Source organism: Pseudarthrobacter sp. C1 (assembly GCF_034720455.1).
Classification (GTDB): Bacteria; Actinomycetota; Actinomycetes; order Actinomycetales; family Micrococcaceae; genus Arthrobacter.
This window is the reverse complement of record NZ_JAYESK010000003.1, coordinates 454953-469346: the sequence shown is the minus strand read 5'-3', so window position 1 is coordinate 469346 and position 14394 is coordinate 454953. Positions and strand designations below refer to the sequence as shown.

Below are 14394 nucleotides of genomic sequence, written 5' to 3'. Positions count from 1 at the left end.
TTCCTAGGACCTGACACGTGCGGGCGGGTCCCCCGGGCTGGCTTCCCGGGGGTCCTGCCTCTTCACGGGGCCTCCGTATTTTCTGGGTATGCGGACGCTCCATTACGCGCCTTTTGTGCAGCCCGGCAACAGCTGGGGGCGGCCGGCGCGCATACTCCCTGAATCCGTCCTGCCTGCTGAAGCGCACAGCGCCAGCCTGCCTGGACCGAACCCGGATGGGCTACCCATGAACCAGCCATACCTCTCCACTCCCGAAGGCCCCAGCAGGAGCTTTGCCACCGATGAACCCCGCACCGACCTCACCGGCGTGCGGCCGGCCATCAGCAACAAGCTGTGGGCCGGCATGGCCACTGCCGCTGTGGTGGCCGCCGTCGGCGTCGGTGCCCTGGCGGCGCCTCCCGCGTCGCTGACCCAAAGCACGACGGCGATCGGCCAGGTTGCCGGAGCCGCGGCACCTGAAGTGCCGGCAGCCGCAGCGGAAGCTGTTTCCGCGGCAGAAGCGCCAGCCCCGGAAGCGGAAGCTCCGGCGCCCGCGGCTCCCGAAACGGCGCCACCGGCTGAACCGGCACCTGCCCCTGCTCCCGCGCCCGCCCCTGAACCCGCGCCTGCGGGTGATCCGAACGTCTACACCGTGGTGCCCGGAGATACTGTCGGGGCCATCGCGGCCAGTCACGGCGTGGACATGAACGCGATGCTCGCCGCCAACGGTCTCGGCCCGTTCAGCATCATTTACCCGGGCCAGACGCTGGTCCTGACCGGCCCGCCTGTTGCGGCGCCGGCGGCCCCCGCTTCCGCCCCCGTTGCAGCGTCCGTTCCCGCCCCGGCACCCGCAGCCGCCGCTCCGGCACCTGTCTTTGCCGCACCCGCCGTCCGCACCATTTATGTGGCGGGCGCCGGCGGCCAGGCCATGGTGGACGCCTGCATCGGTCCCATCCACTACACCCCCAATGACGGCTATTCGCTCTTCATCACGGAGCACGATTTCTGCGGCGGCTGGGCACGTTTCTCCGGCATTGGGGTGGGCGAGACGGTGAGCATCCCGGGCTATGGAACGTACACGGTTTCGGCACGGGGACAGGTACCCAACCCGGGAACCACCAACGACGTGATTGCGGTCTTCGGCGGCTTCCCCCGGGCCATCCTGCAGACCTGCATCCCCGGCACCAGCCAGATGCTCCTGATCGCGCTGAACTGACTGCCAAGGTTGCCTATAGCTTGTCCGCGGTCCCTGGCCTTCAAGGCAGGGAGCCGCGGACAAGGGCATGAACTGCGCCAGGAAGATCCCGGCTATGCGTTCATCCGCTTGCGCTCCGAGATATGCTCCACCAGTTCGCCCACGCGCTGTTCCGAGTAGTTGCGGGCGATGTCCCCCTGGCTGATGATGCCAACCAGCTTGTGGTCGGCGATCACGGGGAGCCGGCGGACCTGGTGTGTTTCCATCATTTCAATGGCGGCGTCAACGTTCGCGTCGGCATCGATCCAGTACGGCTTGCCTGAGGCGAGTTCGCTGGCCATCATTTCGCGCGGATCACGTCCGGCGGCCACGCACCTGATCACGATGTCACGGTCGGTGATCATGCCATGCAGCTTGCCGTCGTCGCCGCAGATGGGCAACGATCCGCAGTCCAGGTCCTTCATCATCCGGGCGGCATCTGCCAGGGACTGGTTTTCCTTAATACACTGTGCGTCCGTAGTCATGAATTCACGTACGGCACTCATTGGTCCTCCTTCATCGATTGGTATCGACGCAGGGCATCGGGCACATGCGCCGATGCTGCCAGACTACGCCCGGGCCGTGCCGATGTCGACGGCGGTCTGGCACCGTTCCGGGGCAGCTTCGGCCCCCCCGGACGGCCCACGTCAGTCAGCCGATGCCCGACTCTTTTGGGCCCGGAACGTGAGGTCCAGCTCCCAGTCCTGGGGAGCCGTAGGGCCAAGTTGCCAGACGTACTCGTTCTTTAGCTTTGAACCGTCCGACGTGAAGGGGCCGGTGCGCAGCGGATAGAAGGCAATCGTCGGGAGGCTTGCATCAGGTGATGTAAGGATTGCGTTGTTGAAGTCACCGTTCATGCTTCTTAGTCGTTCAAGGATGTATGTCCGGTAGGAAGCTGCCTCGAAGGTGCCCTCGGTGGTGGCTTTCGAGGTGAGCTGAAGCGCGATGTGAAGCTGCCGGTTTCCCAAGGCATCCTCAAAACTGACAAGCCGATGGTTTTCCACTGCTGATAGAAGGCTCTGGTCACTGCTAAGGACGTCGCGCAATGCATCCGGTGCCACAACTGCTCCGTTGAAGTCGACGGACAGGTCGCTCCTGCCGTAATGGAAGAGCACGGGCAGATCGAGGAACTGCTGGCGGATGACGTGTTCGAGCCCAAATTCCCGAAGCACAGTGTTGAGCTCACGCACGCGCAGCACGTGTCCGCGGTCATGAATGTTGTAACGGATCCGCGGGTTGACGTTCTCCTTGCGCACGATCGTGACGACGAGTTCGCCGTCCCCGTTCGTTTCGATGAGGTAGTCGTACGGGTTGAACTGGAAGATCATCGGGAGCACGCCGTATTCGTCCTGCCGGGTGAGCCGTGACGACAGTTCCGGGTTGGCCGCGATCGCCTGGCGAAGCTCCACGGTGTAGTCCGTTTCGATGGCTATGTTGATCTCAAGGTCGGACGCACCGTAGGAGCCGAAGGCACTGTGGGCGTACTTCGTGATGTGGGCCCGCATGTTCTCGCTGATGCCCTCGCCGCCGAATGCCGCCACGATATCGTAGTCCTCCCAGATGATCCGATCATCGTCGAACAGGGCTTTCAGGAAGGGCGGATAGCTAAGGATGATGTAGGTGTAATCCGGGCCGAACTCCAGCATCGTGGCGATTACCTTGTCACGGTCCGGGCCGATTGATTTGATCATTGTCACGTCTGTCAGGGAAGTCGTGACGTTCATCCCCGTTGCCCATGCTCCGAGTGAGAAGCAGTTGAGCACGAACGGCTGCTTCCTCAGTGTCTCGGCGGTGCGCGAAAAGCCAACTTGGAGCAGCTGCCTTGTGGCAAGACGTTCGTCGCGGCCACGCACCCAGCTGGTTGGAACGCCCGAGCTTCCGGAAGATTCATCGACAACCACTCCATGGCGGGGAAGCACGCCGTCCACGCTGCGGGCAGGAATGGTCCAGCGTTTGATGTAGCTGTCCTTGTCCATCTCCGGCAGCGCGGCGAAGGCCTCCGCCACCGTCCTGCGCTTAAGGGAAAGCCTTCCACTGACGCCATGTTCGGAGAGGAACTCACGATAAGCAGGGACCCGTTTAGCCGCCATCTCAAAGGTCCGCCAGGCCCTCCAGCGTCCGGCGGTCCAACGGAAAGGTTCGATGCCCGGCATCAGCAGTATCCGGTGAGTTGAAACCCTTGGCGTAAAGACCCCGACGAATCTGTCCATAAGAAAGACGAACGCAAATATGAGCTTCTTATTCAAGGTGTGGCTCCTGTACGGACATGTCATCGGTGAGCAGCATCGAGGCCGCCGGGCGGCGGTGAGACTTTGGCGGGGTGTCGCTGTAACCGAACCTGAACAGCATCCACGCCATCCTGTTCGCTGTCTCGTTGATTCCAGCCTCCTCGACGAATTCTGCGTGAGAAGACGGGTTGGTGATCACAGTGCCAAAGGGGTGGAGGGATACGCCCTTTTCCGAAAAAAAGAGCCATACCTGCATGAACGTGCGCCCGGCTTCCAGGAAATGGCCCGGCTCCGCGAACGGGCCCTCCAACCATCCAAGCTGCCGCACGCCACGCATTGTGCGTAGATAGACGGCCTTTATGAAACCGCCGATGGCTGGGAAGGACCAAAGATTACGGTGCTTCATCGCGAATCGAAGCACCCGCCCGGGAATGATCATGGTCTCCGCGCTGAGACCGTCTGCCCGGGCTGCAGCCTCGTCCTTCGAAAACCGCAGCCACTCCATGATCTCGGCGTAGACCGCATTATTGCGCAAGTCGGAAAAGAGAGTTTTTTGATTGATCCGCACAAGCGATGAAACAGTGCGGCTGTCAGCGGTTGAATGAAATGCGTATCCTTGGCGGGCCGCAATGGAAGAAGCTGCCGTCAAAATCGCCTCATCGACCACCCGCTTGTCGTACGGCCGGCGCGACGTCCGCCTGGCCCGGAATGCGGCCAAAGCACTTTCGGCCAAGGGCTGGGAATGGGAGCCAGCTGCAGCAGGTTCCAATCGGACTGTGCCAATAAGATGCAGCCGGTCCTCGGCAGCGAAATCCATTTCTGAAAGCTCAAGGCTTTCCACGGTGCGGTAGCCCCGGGCCGCGGCCACCACGGACAGTGACTCCAGGAAGACCCCCGCGCACACGTGGCCGAAAGGGATTCCGAAAGATTCGGCAGGCAGCCCAAGGTCAAGGTCGTAATAGACAACTGCAACGGTCTCGCTGATCGGCCTCAGCTTTATCGGCTGGGAATTATGCGGCGAGGGATACCAGCGGACCTCCTCGGCGATATCGAGCCAGGCTCCCCGAACATCTTCAGACATGCCGGCCACCGACAATTTCCCCCCATAAAATTGCGAATATGTGAGAACACTATCTGCGGCATCATCAAGATCCGCCCAGATTTGTCACAGGATTGGAAAAAGATCGGGCAGCCTGCCCGCCTGGCGTGATCCGAAGCCGATCCAGGGCGACGGCCCGCAGCGGCCGGGCATGACAAAGGCCCGTAGTTTCCAGGAAACTACGGGCCTTCGCTTGGGTGGCAGATGAGGGATTCGAACCCCCGTAGGCGTTGCCAGCTGATTTACAGTCAGCCCCCTTTGGCCGCTCGGGTAATCTGCCGAACTTCAAAAGAAGTACCCGCCGATGCAGTCTGCAGAACGTCCGTTTCCGGGCCGTTCCGCTTCCAGTAACCGCGGGCAAGACAACTTTACAGAACTTCCGCCGAAGAATCGAATCGGGCCGCGGAGGCCCGGAAATCCCTTGAAACAACGGGGAAAGGAACGGAATCAGGCCTCTCCCAGAATCCTTCCGGCAAGGCGGGCCTCGAACTTCACGGCCTGCTCCTCAGTGATCTGGTTCAGCTGGACTGCACGCAGCAGGTCCTCGCTGACTCCCTCCATCCGGGATGAAGCATCGGCCACCGGAGCGAGGATGATGGACGCAGCCACCGCTGCTGCGGCCACCGACGACGCCGCTGCTGCCACCGCCCCCGCTGCTGCCGAGGTGGTGCGGGTGGCGTAACGGACGGCCTTGCGGTGCATGGTGTTCCCTTCGAACAACTTCCCAACACGTTCAACTGTTCTCCGCCCTCCTTCGTTCCTGCAGAGCGTCCGCTGGGAGGGAACTGTGAATCCCTGAGCCCCTCAGCGCGGCCATCCGTATTAGGCTGGAATGCAGTGATCACCCCCTGTCCGCGCACAGGGCTTCCACCGGCAAAAGGAGAGTCATGGCAGGCGAGTCAACGTTCGACGTCGTAAGCAAGGTAGACAAGCAGGAAGTGGCCAACGCGCTGAACCAGGCGCAGAAGGAGCTGGCCCAGCGCTACGACTTCAAGGGCGTCGGCGCCGAGGTGGATTTCAGCGGCGAAAAGATCCTGATGAAGGCGAACTCCGAGGAACGCGTCCTGGCAGTGCTGGACGTGCTCCAGTCCAAGCTGATCCGCCGCGGCATCTCGCTGAAGTCGCTGGACGCCGGCGAGCCCTATGCGTCCGGCAAGGAGTACCGGCTGGAGGCCTCCATCAAGGAGGGCATCGCGCAGGACCTTGCCAAGAAGATCAACAAGCTCATCCGGGACGAAGCCCCCAAGTCGGTCAAGTCCCAGATCCAGGGCGACGAGCTCCGCGTGACGTCCAAGTCCCGCGACGACCTGCAGGCCACCATGGCCCTGCTGAAGGACTTCGAGGAAGCCGACCTGCAGTTCGTGAACTTCCGCAGCTAGCCGTCCGCCGCCGTCGTTCTCGACGCGCATAATTTCGGCCGACACGCAAGAGGCCGGCGCACCCGGAATAGGGCTGCGCCGGCCTCTTTGCGCGTCCCGGAGACGCCGGACGTCAGCCCAGCGGCCGGCCTGCCATCCGCTCCAGCCGGGAAATCCGGTCCCGCATGGGCGGATGCGTGGCAAACAGCTTGGTCATCGCACCGCCGCGGAACGGGTTGGCGATCATCAGGTGCGAGGCATTCACCAGCCGCTGGTCCTGCGGCAGCGGTGCGATGGTGACGCCCCGCTCGATCTTGGCCAGCGCTGAGGCGAGCGCCAGCGGATCGCCGGTCAGCTGCGAACCGTCCTCGTCGGCGTCGTACTCCCGGGTCCGGGAAATGGCCATCTGGATCAGCGACGCCGCGAAGGGGGCGAGGAGCGCCATGGCCAGCATCGCCAGCGGATTGGAATTGCGCCGGTCACCGCCGCCGAAGAACAGGAGCATCTGGCCCACCGACGTGATCACGCCTGCGACGGCGGCGGCCACGGACGAGGTGAGGATGTCCCGGTTGTAGACGTGCATGAGCTCGTGGCCCAGGACTCCGCGGAGCTCCCGGGCGTCCAGCAACTGCAGCATTCCCTCGGTCACGCACACGGCGGCGTTCCGGGGATTGCGGCCGGTGGCGAAGGCGTTCGGGTTCATGGTGGGCGAGAGGTAGATGCGCGGCATGGGCTGGTTGGCGCGGACGGACAGTTCCCGGACCATCTGGTACAGCTGCGGCGCCTGCGGTTCCGTGACGGGGTAGGCCGCCATGGCGCGGATGGCGATCTTGTCGCTGTTCCAGTAGCCGTATGCCGTCGTGGCCACGCCCACGAGGGCCATGATCCAGATCGGCGCGGAGCTGCGGGTACTGGTGCCGATCAGCGCCCCGAGGCCCAGCAGCACCGCCCACAGCACCCCGAAGAGCGCCGCGGTCTTGAGCCCGTTGTAGTGTTTGTGCACGTCTCCTCCTTACTCACTATGGAAACGGCTGTCTAGGGGGCAGGGTTCCGCGCGTCCCCGTCCGGTGAACGCCCGGCGAGCAGCACCACCAGGCCGAAGGCCGCCATGGACGCACCCCACCCCGTCACCGAGATGACCACGGCGCTCCCCTGCCAGCGGACGCCGCCGAGGGGTCCGGAAAACAGGCCCGCCAGGAAAGCGCCGACGGCGGTGGACGCCAGCAGGACGCCTACGGTCGCTTCGCCGCCGCCGATCACGACGGCACCGATGGCCGGCATCAGCGCCCGCGGCCGGGCCAGGACCATGGCCGCCAGGTCGATCACGAAGGTCATCCGGAGGTTGGGCCGCGTCAGCGAGCAGTTTCCCCACCCAACAACCCTAGCGGCGGCGGTTTCTTCCCGTTCACAACGTGTTAGCCGAGCCTTATTGTGAGATGCTCATAATAAGTGCTTGAATGGTGGCATGACGGAACACTTTGACGGCCACGAGGCATGGGCTGCCGCCCTGCGTGCCCACGGCCGCAGGGTGACCAAACAGCGGTTGGCGGTCCTGGCCGCCGTCGAACGCCACCCCCACTCCCCTGCGGAGAGCATCCTGGCCGCCGCCCGCGCCGAACTGCCTGAGCTGACGGCACAGTCCGTATATGTGGTGCTCGGCGACCTGACGGACCTGCACATGCTCCGCAGGTTTGAGCCCCCGCACTCCCCCGCCCTGTACGAGACGCGGGTGGGCGACAACCACCACCACGCCATCTGCATCAGCTGCGGCCGGGTGGAGGACGTCGACTGCGCAGTGGGCCACGCACCCTGCCTCACCCCCCACTGGGATGAAAACGCCAAGCCGATGACCATCCAGATCGCCGATGTCATGTACCAGGGCATCTGCCAGGACTGCCAGCAGTCCCAACAACTTCCTTCCAATCGTCCCCCGCAAGAAATAGAGAAATAGGAGAACAATGACTGCCATTTCAACAACCCAGTCAGGTGCCCCCGTTACGTCGGACGCGCACTCGAAGTCAGTCGGTGCCGACGGTGCCATCATCCTGACTGACCACTACCTGGTGGAAAAGCTCGCCCAGTTCAACCGCGAGCGGGTGCCGGAGCGCGTAGTGCACGCCAAGGGCGGCGGCGCATTCGGTACGTTCAAGGCCACCGAGGACGTGTCCAGGTACACCAAGGCAGCCTTCCTCCAGCCCGGCGTCGAAACCGAAATGCTGATCCGCTTCTCCTCCGTGGCCGGCGAAAGCGGCTCCCCGGACACCTGGCGCGATCCCCGCGGCTTCGCCGTGAAGTTCTACACCACCGAGGGCAACTACGACCTCGTGGGCAACAACACCCCGGTGTTCTTCATCCGTGACGGCATCAAGTTCCCGGACTTTATCCACTCCCAGAAGCGCCTGCCGGGCACGCACCTGCGCGACGCCGACATGCAGTGGGACTTCTGGACCCTGTCCCCCGAGTCCGCACACCAGGTCACCTGGCTCATGGGCGACCGCGGCCTGCCCGCCTCCTGGCGCGAAATGCAGGGCTACGGCTCGCACACCTACCAGTGGATCAACGCCGAGGGCGAGCGGTTCTGGGTCAAGTACCACTTCAAGTCCAACCAGGGCGTGAACTCCATGGGCAGCGAGCAGGCCGAGCAGCTGGCAGGCTCCGACGCCGACTTCTACATCCGCGACCTCTCCGAGAACATCGAGGCCGGCAACTTCCCGTCCTGGGACCTGCACGTCCAGGTCATGCCGTACGAGGACGCCAAGACCTACCGCTTCAACCCGTTCGACCTGACCAAGGTGTGGCCGCACGGCGACTACCCGCTGATCAAGGTGGGCACCATGGAGCTGAACCGGAACCCGGAGAACTACTTCGCGCAGATCGAGCAGGCCACCTTCGCGCCGTCGAACTTCGTGCCGGGCATCGCCGCTTCCCCGGACAAGATGCTGCAGGCGCGCATCTTCTCCTACGCGGACGCCCACCGCTACCGCGTAGGCACCAACCACGCCCAGATCCCGGTGAACCAGCCCAAGAACCAGGTCAACAACTACAGCCAGGACGGTGCCGGGCGCTACCACTTCAACGCCCCGTCCGTGCCGGTCTACGCCCCCAACTCCGTTGGCGGCCCGGCCGCAGTCGAGCCGCAGAACCCGGCCGGCGGCTGGGAGAACGACGGCGAGCTGACCCTCGCCGCGCACTCCCTCCACGCCGAGGACGGCGACTTCGTCCAGGCGGGCACGCTCTACCGCGAGGTCTACGACGAAGCAGCGAAGGCCCGCTTCCTCGAGACCATCACCGGTGCCGTGGGCGGCGTCAAGAGCCCCGGCATCAAGGAACGCGCCATCCAGTACTGGACCAACGTTGACGCCGAACTCGGCGCCAAGCTGCGCGCCAACCTCGGTACCGCGGCTGCTCCGTCAGCTCCGTCCTCCGACGCTGAGGCTGCCAACAAGATCGGCTGATCCAGCTCCGTCTTGACTTGCTGAAGACCACCCCGCCGCTGTTCGTGTGGCGGGGTGGTCTTCTTTTTTCCACATACCCGGCTCCGCGCATGGCCGCCGCCGCCTGCCGTCCCTAGGATCGCTGCATGACAACTTTCCAGGGCATACCTGCCGGCGCCTTCGGGTTCTATGAGGAGCTTCAGGACAACAACAACCGGGAGTGGTGGCAGGAACACAAGGACAGGTACCTCTCCCTGGTCAGGGAACCGCTTTCGTCACTGCTTGCGGAGCTGGAACCCAGGTTTGGGCCGGCGAAGCTCTTCCGGCCCAACAGGGACATCCGGTTTTCCGAGGACAAGTCCCCCTACAAGACGGCCCAGGGTGCGGTGGCATCCGTCCAGGAAGGGGTTGGCTACTACCTGCAGATAAGCGCTGACGGCCTGCTGGTGGGCGGCGGCTACCACTCGCATACGCCTGCGCAGCTGGCCCGGTACCGCAATTCCGTGGACGCGTCCGGCACCGGCGAGTCGCTCCTGCGGATCCTGGAGGCTGTTGCCGCGGCCGGCTTTGCCGTTGAGGGAGAGAAGCTGAAGACGGTGCCGCGCGGGTATGCGCGGGAGCACCCGCGGGCCGAACTCCTAAAGCACAAATCCCTCTCCGCCAGCGTCAACCTTGGCCGGCCGGACTGGCTGGCAACCCCTGCCGCGGTCCAGGACATCGCCGGGCTGTGGGAGGACCTGCGGCCATTAGTTGACTGGGTCAGCCGGCATGCTGCCCCTTGACCGGGGTCTCCTTCCCGGATGAGGCCGCGGCCGGGCGGTGCCCCTTCTTCGCCAGCTGGATCTGTTCGTACACGTGGTGGCGCAGCTCCGTGAAGCGCGGCAGGGAACGGGTATTAAGTTGGTCGCGCTCGTCCGGAAGGTCGATCGTAATATCCTCCTGGATCACGGTAGGCGAGCTGGAAAGGATGATTACCCGCTCGCCGAGGTAGACGGATTCGTCAATGTCGTGGGTCACGAAGAGCACCGTGACGCCCAGCTTTCTCCAGACCACCCGGATCAGGTCCTCAAGATCGGCCCGGGTCTGCGCATCCACGGCCGCGAACGGTTCGTCCATCAGCAGGACCTCGGGCTGGTACGCGATGGCCCGGGCAATAGCCACGCGCTGCTGCATGCCGCCGGAAAGCTGCCAGGGGTAGGACCGTGGCACATGCGAGAGCCCCACGGCCTCGAGGGCGTCATCCACCAGCCGGTCCCGTTCGGCCTTGGGCACCCCCTGGTTTTTCAGCGGCAGTTCCACGTTGTCGCGGACCCGCATCCACGGGAACAGCGAACGCCCGTATTCCTGGAACACCACGGCCATCTTCTTGGGTGGACCGGTCACCCGCTTGCCGTCCAGGAGCACTTCGCCTTCGGTCGGCGCCATGAGCCCGGAGATGCACTTGAGCAGCGTGGTCTTGCCGGAGCCTGAGGGCCCCACCAGGCAGGCCAACTCCCCCGCGCGCAGGTCAAAGGTGAGGTTCCGGACCGCCTCCACGTCACCGCCGTCGGTCTGGTAGACCTTCTTCAGCCCGCGGACGGAGAGGGTGGCCTCCGTGGTCGCTTGGGTGGGTTCAGGCTGCATTTTCTACCTCTTTCTGGCCGTGGTACCAGCGCAGGATGTTCCGCTCCGCCCACTGGAAGATGAAAGACATGGCCACGCCCAGCAGGCCCAGGACCACAATGCCGGACCACATTTCCGGGATGGCGAAGGACCGCTGGAACTGGACAATGGTGAAGCCCAGCCCGGAGGACGAGGCAAACATTTCGGAAATCACCATGAGGATCAGCCCGAGGGACAGCGACTGGCGCACCCCGGCCATGATCTGCGGGCTGGCGGAAGGAAGCACCAGGTGCCGCACGCGCGCCCAGCCGCTGATGCCGTACGTGTGTGCCGAGTCGGAGAGCACCGGGTCCACAGCCCGCACACCCTCGATTGTGTTGAGCAGCACGGGCCAGACGCAACCGGAAATGATCACCATGACCTTCATGGAGTCGGTGATGCCCATCAGCAGCATCAGCACCGGCACCAGGACCGGCGGCGGGATGGCACGGAAGAATTCCAGCGTCGGTTCCAGCAGTGCCCGCAGCCACCGGATGGACCCGATCAGGACCCCGCCCACAACTCCGATGGCAATGGCCACCGCCACGCCCACCACCAGCCTGCCCAGGCTGGGCAGGACATCGGAAAAGAACCTGTCACCGAACCAGACTTTGCCGAAGGTCCCCACAAGGTCGGCGGGCCGGGGGACAAAAAAGTTGACCGCTCCCAGGGTGGAGGACCACCAGACCAGGACCAGCAGGACCGGCAGGCCCACGATATAGCCGAGGTTTTTCAGCGACCTCATACGATCACCTCCGAGCGCACAGACGAGTGCCATGCCAGGATCCGCTTCTCGATCTGGCGCATCACCATGTTGATCAGGACACCTATCAGGCCGGTGGCCAGCACCAGGGCGTACATGCCGGAGATGGCGCCGCCGGACTGGGCGAGGGCAATCTCCCGGCCCAGGCCCGGGGAACCGATCACCAGTTCCGCCGTGATGGCCAGGACCAGCGCCACCGCAGCGGCAAGCCGAACACCCGTCATCAGGTAGGGCAGGGCCGTCGGAAACACGACGTACCGGATGCGGGCCATCCGGCCCAGTCCGTAGGTCTTGGCAGTGTTGTTGGCGACCATGTCGACGTCGGCCACGCCGTAGAGCACCTGAATGAGGACCTGCCAGAAGGAGGCGTACACGATGAGCAGCAGGGACGACTCGATCTTTACCCCGAAGAGCAGCACGGCCAAGGGGATAAGGGCCACCGACGGGATGGGGCGCAGGAACTCGATGGTGGAGTTGGTGGCCTTCCGGAGGAAGCCGCTGGAGCCGATGATGAAACCGAGCAGGACGGCTGCGGCCACGGCGATCAGGAGGCCGAGGAACCACGCTTTCATGGTTTCTCCCGCCGCAACCCAGAAGGCCGTGAGGCCGAAGTCAACAACCAGGGCGGCAACCACTTCACTGGCGGGCGGGAGGAACCGTTCATCAATCAGGCCGAGGCGGGGAATGAGCTCCCAGGTGGCCAGGAATCCGATGATCCCCGCGACTCCGAGCAGTTGTTTCGCCGCTCCCTTGCCGCCCTTCCTTCGGGGCCGCTCCGCCCGTGGAGCGGCCCCGCCGGTGGCCAGGGTTCCTGAACTCACGGGAGGAGGTCGTCCGCACTCGGCGCTTTGCTCAGGGTGCCGTACTTGGCCGCGGCATCGCCGAGCGTCTTGAAGGCATCCTTGTCGAAGTCAGTGCGGTAGCGCGGCAGGATCATCCTGGCCCGGGTGGCCTCATCGATCTTCGTGTAGGTGCCCACGATGTCGCGGACTTCCTGCGGATGCTCCTGGGCGTACTCAAGGGACTTGTTCATGGCCCGGGTGAACTTCCCGGTCAGCTCCGCTTTGCCTTTGATGGTGTCGCCCTTGGTGAAGTAGCCGGCGATGTCCAGTTCCGGGCTCATCTCCACAAAGTTGGACGACACCACGGTTCCGCCTTCAGCAACGGCCTTCGACAGGAAGGGCTCCAGGATCCAGGCGGCGTCCACCTGCTTGTTGGCCAGCGCCGCCGGGGCGTCCGGGAAGGCTACCTCCACGAACTTCACCCCACTTGGATCACCGCCGTCCTTCTCGATCACCGACTTGATGGTGGTGTCGCCGATATTGGAGAGGTTGTTCACGGACACCGTTTTGCCGGCCAGGTCCTTCGCGGACTTGATGTCCGAGCCGGCCGGGGCCACGACGCCGCCGATGTCCTTGCCCTTCTCGCCGGTGGTGGAGGCGCCGTTGGCCACGAACTTCAGGTCCAGCCCTTTGTCCTTGGCGACCATCACCGAAATCAGGTTGGAGAACGCGAAGTCGAAGCTGCCGCTGACCACGCCGGGGACAATCGCCGCGCCGCCCGTGGCCGTCTGGATGTCCAGCTGAAGGCCTTCGTCCTTGAAGAATCCCTGCTTGTCGCCAAGGTAGATGGGGGCACAGTCCACAATGGGGATGACGCCGACGCTGACCTTGGTCAAGCCCGCGCCGCCGCCCCCGGTGGCCGGTGCGCTTCCGCCGCCGGTAGAACTGGGCGAGCCGCTTCCGCAGGCCGCCAGCCCCAGGACAGAGGCAACTGCCAGGATGGAAATAAGACGACGTTTCATGATCACTCCTTCGTGCCCATGACCGGGGGCTGACCCGCCCCCAAGCCCAGTGTTCGACATTCGAACAGAAGTTCGACTATCCGATTCAATCATGGTACGACTGCCAGCACATCCGTGTACGGCTCATTGTTACAGCTCTGAGACGGCACCGTAAGGGACAGTTTCCAGTGGCCAGGCCTGGGATTTCCGCAGTTCCTGCCAACGCCCGGCCTGCGGCGCCGGGGACGGCTCAGCCCTGCCCTCCACCGGGCGCCAGGCGCGTTTCCAGGTTGTTGAAGAAGACCGCCAGCATCAGCTCGAAGGCCTTGGTGGCCGCTTCCGGCTCATTCATGACCACGAAGTCGAACTGCAGCCCGTAGAAGGTGGACGTGAAGAGCCGCGCGTCGGTGTCGGCAAACTCCTCCGGAATTCCCTGCACCATGAGCCAGTCGCGGGTTTTATGGTGGAGCATCCGGAAGTGCTCCTGCGACGTTCCCCTCGGTTCGGCGGCCACGATGTCCTGCGCCGTCGCTTCGAATTCCAGGCGCGTCAGGTGCCGGTTCCGCTGGGCCATGGTCCACTGCCAGGAGTCGAGCAGGAAGTCCCGCCAGGCGGCGCGGTCGATGTCGTGCACATCGGTATTGCGCATCCGGTCCAGCCGGGACTCGATGGAAACCACAATGTCGTTGATCAGCTGGTCCCGGCTTCCAAAGTGGTACACCAGCACATACGCGCTCATCCCCAGGCCCTCAGCGAGGCTCCGGAAGGTGAGCTCGGCAAGCGTTTTGTCCATCAGGTAATCCAGGATCGCGGCCAGGAGTTCTGCCTTGCGTTCGGATCGTGTGGGACGGGCCATGTGATCCATCCTAGAAGCC

At 64.1% G+C, this 14394-nt stretch carries 15 protein-coding genes, 1 tRNA gene and 1 pseudogene; 5 read left to right on the top strand and 12 right to left on the bottom strand.

Annotated elements, in window-relative coordinates; all coding sequences use genetic code 11:
- The first annotated feature begins 226 nt into the window (after positions 1-226).
- The gene (locus U7114_RS07310) at positions 227-1195 is read left to right on the top strand and encodes a LysM domain-containing protein (RefSeq protein WP_323056961.1); all 969 of its coding nucleotides are present in this window, start codon (positions 227-229) and stop codon (positions 1193-1195) included.
- A 92-nt stretch (positions 1196-1287) separates the two neighbouring features.
- Here U7114_RS07310 and U7114_RS07305 read toward each other — a convergent pair whose 3' ends face one another.
- From U7114_RS07305 to U7114_RS07285, 5 genes are all read right to left on the bottom strand, one after another.
- Positions 1288-1719, bottom strand: coding sequence for a CBS domain-containing protein (locus U7114_RS07305; RefSeq protein ID WP_157241555.1), 432 nt, complete (start codon positions 1717-1719; stop codon positions 1288-1290).
- A gap of 141 nt (positions 1720-1860) precedes the next feature.
- Complete coding sequence (locus U7114_RS07300; RefSeq protein ID WP_323056960.1) at positions 1861-3219, bottom strand: CoF synthetase; 1359 nt, start codon at positions 3217-3219, stop codon at positions 1861-1863.
- 232 nt (positions 3220-3451) lie between these two features.
- On the bottom strand, positions 3452-4522 hold the full coding sequence (locus U7114_RS07295) for a hypothetical protein (protein WP_323056959.1): 1071 nt from the start codon (positions 4520-4522) through the stop codon (positions 3452-3454).
- 216 nt (positions 4523-4738) lie between these two features.
- Positions 4739-4820, bottom strand: a tRNA-Tyr gene (locus U7114_RS07290).
- Positions 4821-4987: 167 nt separating this feature from the next.
- Complete coding sequence (locus U7114_RS07285) at positions 4988-5242, bottom strand: hypothetical protein (protein ID WP_157241554.1); 255 nt, start codon at positions 5240-5242, stop codon at positions 4988-4990.
- A 185-nt stretch (positions 5243-5427) separates the two neighbouring features.
- Here U7114_RS07285 and U7114_RS07280 point away from each other — a divergent pair, with 185 nt between their 5' ends.
- Positions 5428-5919 (top strand): YajQ family cyclic di-GMP-binding protein, encoded by a 492-nt coding sequence (locus U7114_RS07280; protein ID WP_104998705.1) that lies wholly within the window; start codon positions 5428-5430, stop codon positions 5917-5919.
- Positions 5920-6031: 112 nt separating this feature from the next.
- On the opposite strand, the gene htpX is transcribed toward U7114_RS07280, so the two are convergent.
- Both htpX and U7114_RS07270 read right to left on the bottom strand, forming a co-directional pair.
- Positions 6032-6901 (bottom strand): zinc metalloprotease HtpX, encoded by an 870-nt coding sequence (gene htpX, locus U7114_RS07275; protein ID WP_321214133.1) that lies wholly within the window; start codon positions 6899-6901, stop codon positions 6032-6034.
- A 65-nt stretch (positions 6902-6966) separates the two neighbouring features.
- A pseudogene (locus tag U7114_RS07270) lies at positions 6967-7251 on the bottom strand (MFS transporter); the annotation flags it as partial.
- A 112-nt stretch (positions 7252-7363) separates the two neighbouring features.
- Between U7114_RS07270 and U7114_RS07265 the strand changes: the two are divergent.
- From U7114_RS07265 to U7114_RS07255, 3 genes are all read left to right on the top strand, one after another.
- Positions 7364-7849 (top strand): Fur family transcriptional regulator, encoded by a 486-nt coding sequence (locus U7114_RS07265; protein ID WP_157241553.1) that lies wholly within the window; start codon positions 7364-7366, stop codon positions 7847-7849.
- Between the two features lie 7 nt (positions 7850-7856).
- Positions 7857-9353, top strand: coding sequence for a catalase (locus U7114_RS07260; RefSeq protein ID WP_157241552.1), 1497 nt, complete (start codon positions 7857-7859; stop codon positions 9351-9353).
- 125 nt (positions 9354-9478) lie between these two features.
- Positions 9479-10114 carry a DUF2461 domain-containing protein gene (locus U7114_RS07255; RefSeq protein WP_323056958.1) on the top strand — a complete coding sequence of 212 codons (636 nt, stop codon included), beginning with the start codon at positions 9479-9481 and terminating at the stop codon, positions 10112-10114.
- On the opposite strand, the gene U7114_RS07250 is transcribed toward U7114_RS07255, so the two are convergent.
- The 5 genes from U7114_RS07250 to U7114_RS07230 all read right to left on the bottom strand — a co-directional run bounded on the left by U7114_RS07250 (position 10092) and on the right by U7114_RS07230 (position 14375).
- Complete coding sequence (locus tag U7114_RS07250; RefSeq protein WP_157241550.1) at positions 10092-10955, bottom strand: ABC transporter ATP-binding protein; 864 nt, start codon at positions 10953-10955, stop codon at positions 10092-10094. The genes U7114_RS07255 and U7114_RS07250 overlap by 23 nt on opposite strands.
- Positions 10945-11718 (bottom strand): ABC transporter permease, encoded by a 774-nt coding sequence (locus U7114_RS07245; RefSeq protein ID WP_157241549.1) that lies wholly within the window; start codon positions 11716-11718, stop codon positions 10945-10947. The genes U7114_RS07250 and U7114_RS07245 overlap by 11 nt, the downstream gene beginning before the upstream one ends.
- Positions 11715-12557: an ABC transporter permease gene (locus tag U7114_RS07240; protein WP_323056957.1), complete on the bottom strand. Its 843-nt coding sequence runs from the start codon at positions 12555-12557 to the stop codon at positions 11715-11717. The genes U7114_RS07245 and U7114_RS07240 overlap by 4 nt, the downstream gene beginning before the upstream one ends.
- Positions 12554-13540, bottom strand: a complete 987-nt coding sequence (locus U7114_RS07235) for an ABC transporter substrate-binding protein (protein WP_157241548.1) — start codon at positions 13538-13540, stop codon at positions 12554-12556. Before U7114_RS07235 ends, U7114_RS07240 begins: the two co-directional genes overlap by 4 nt.
- Before the next feature lie 229 nt (positions 13541-13769).
- The gene (locus tag U7114_RS07230) at positions 13770-14375 is read right to left on the bottom strand and encodes a TetR/AcrR family transcriptional regulator (protein ID WP_157241547.1); all 606 of its coding nucleotides are present in this window, start codon (positions 14373-14375) and stop codon (positions 13770-13772) included.
- Positions 14376-14394: the final 19 nt, after the last annotated feature.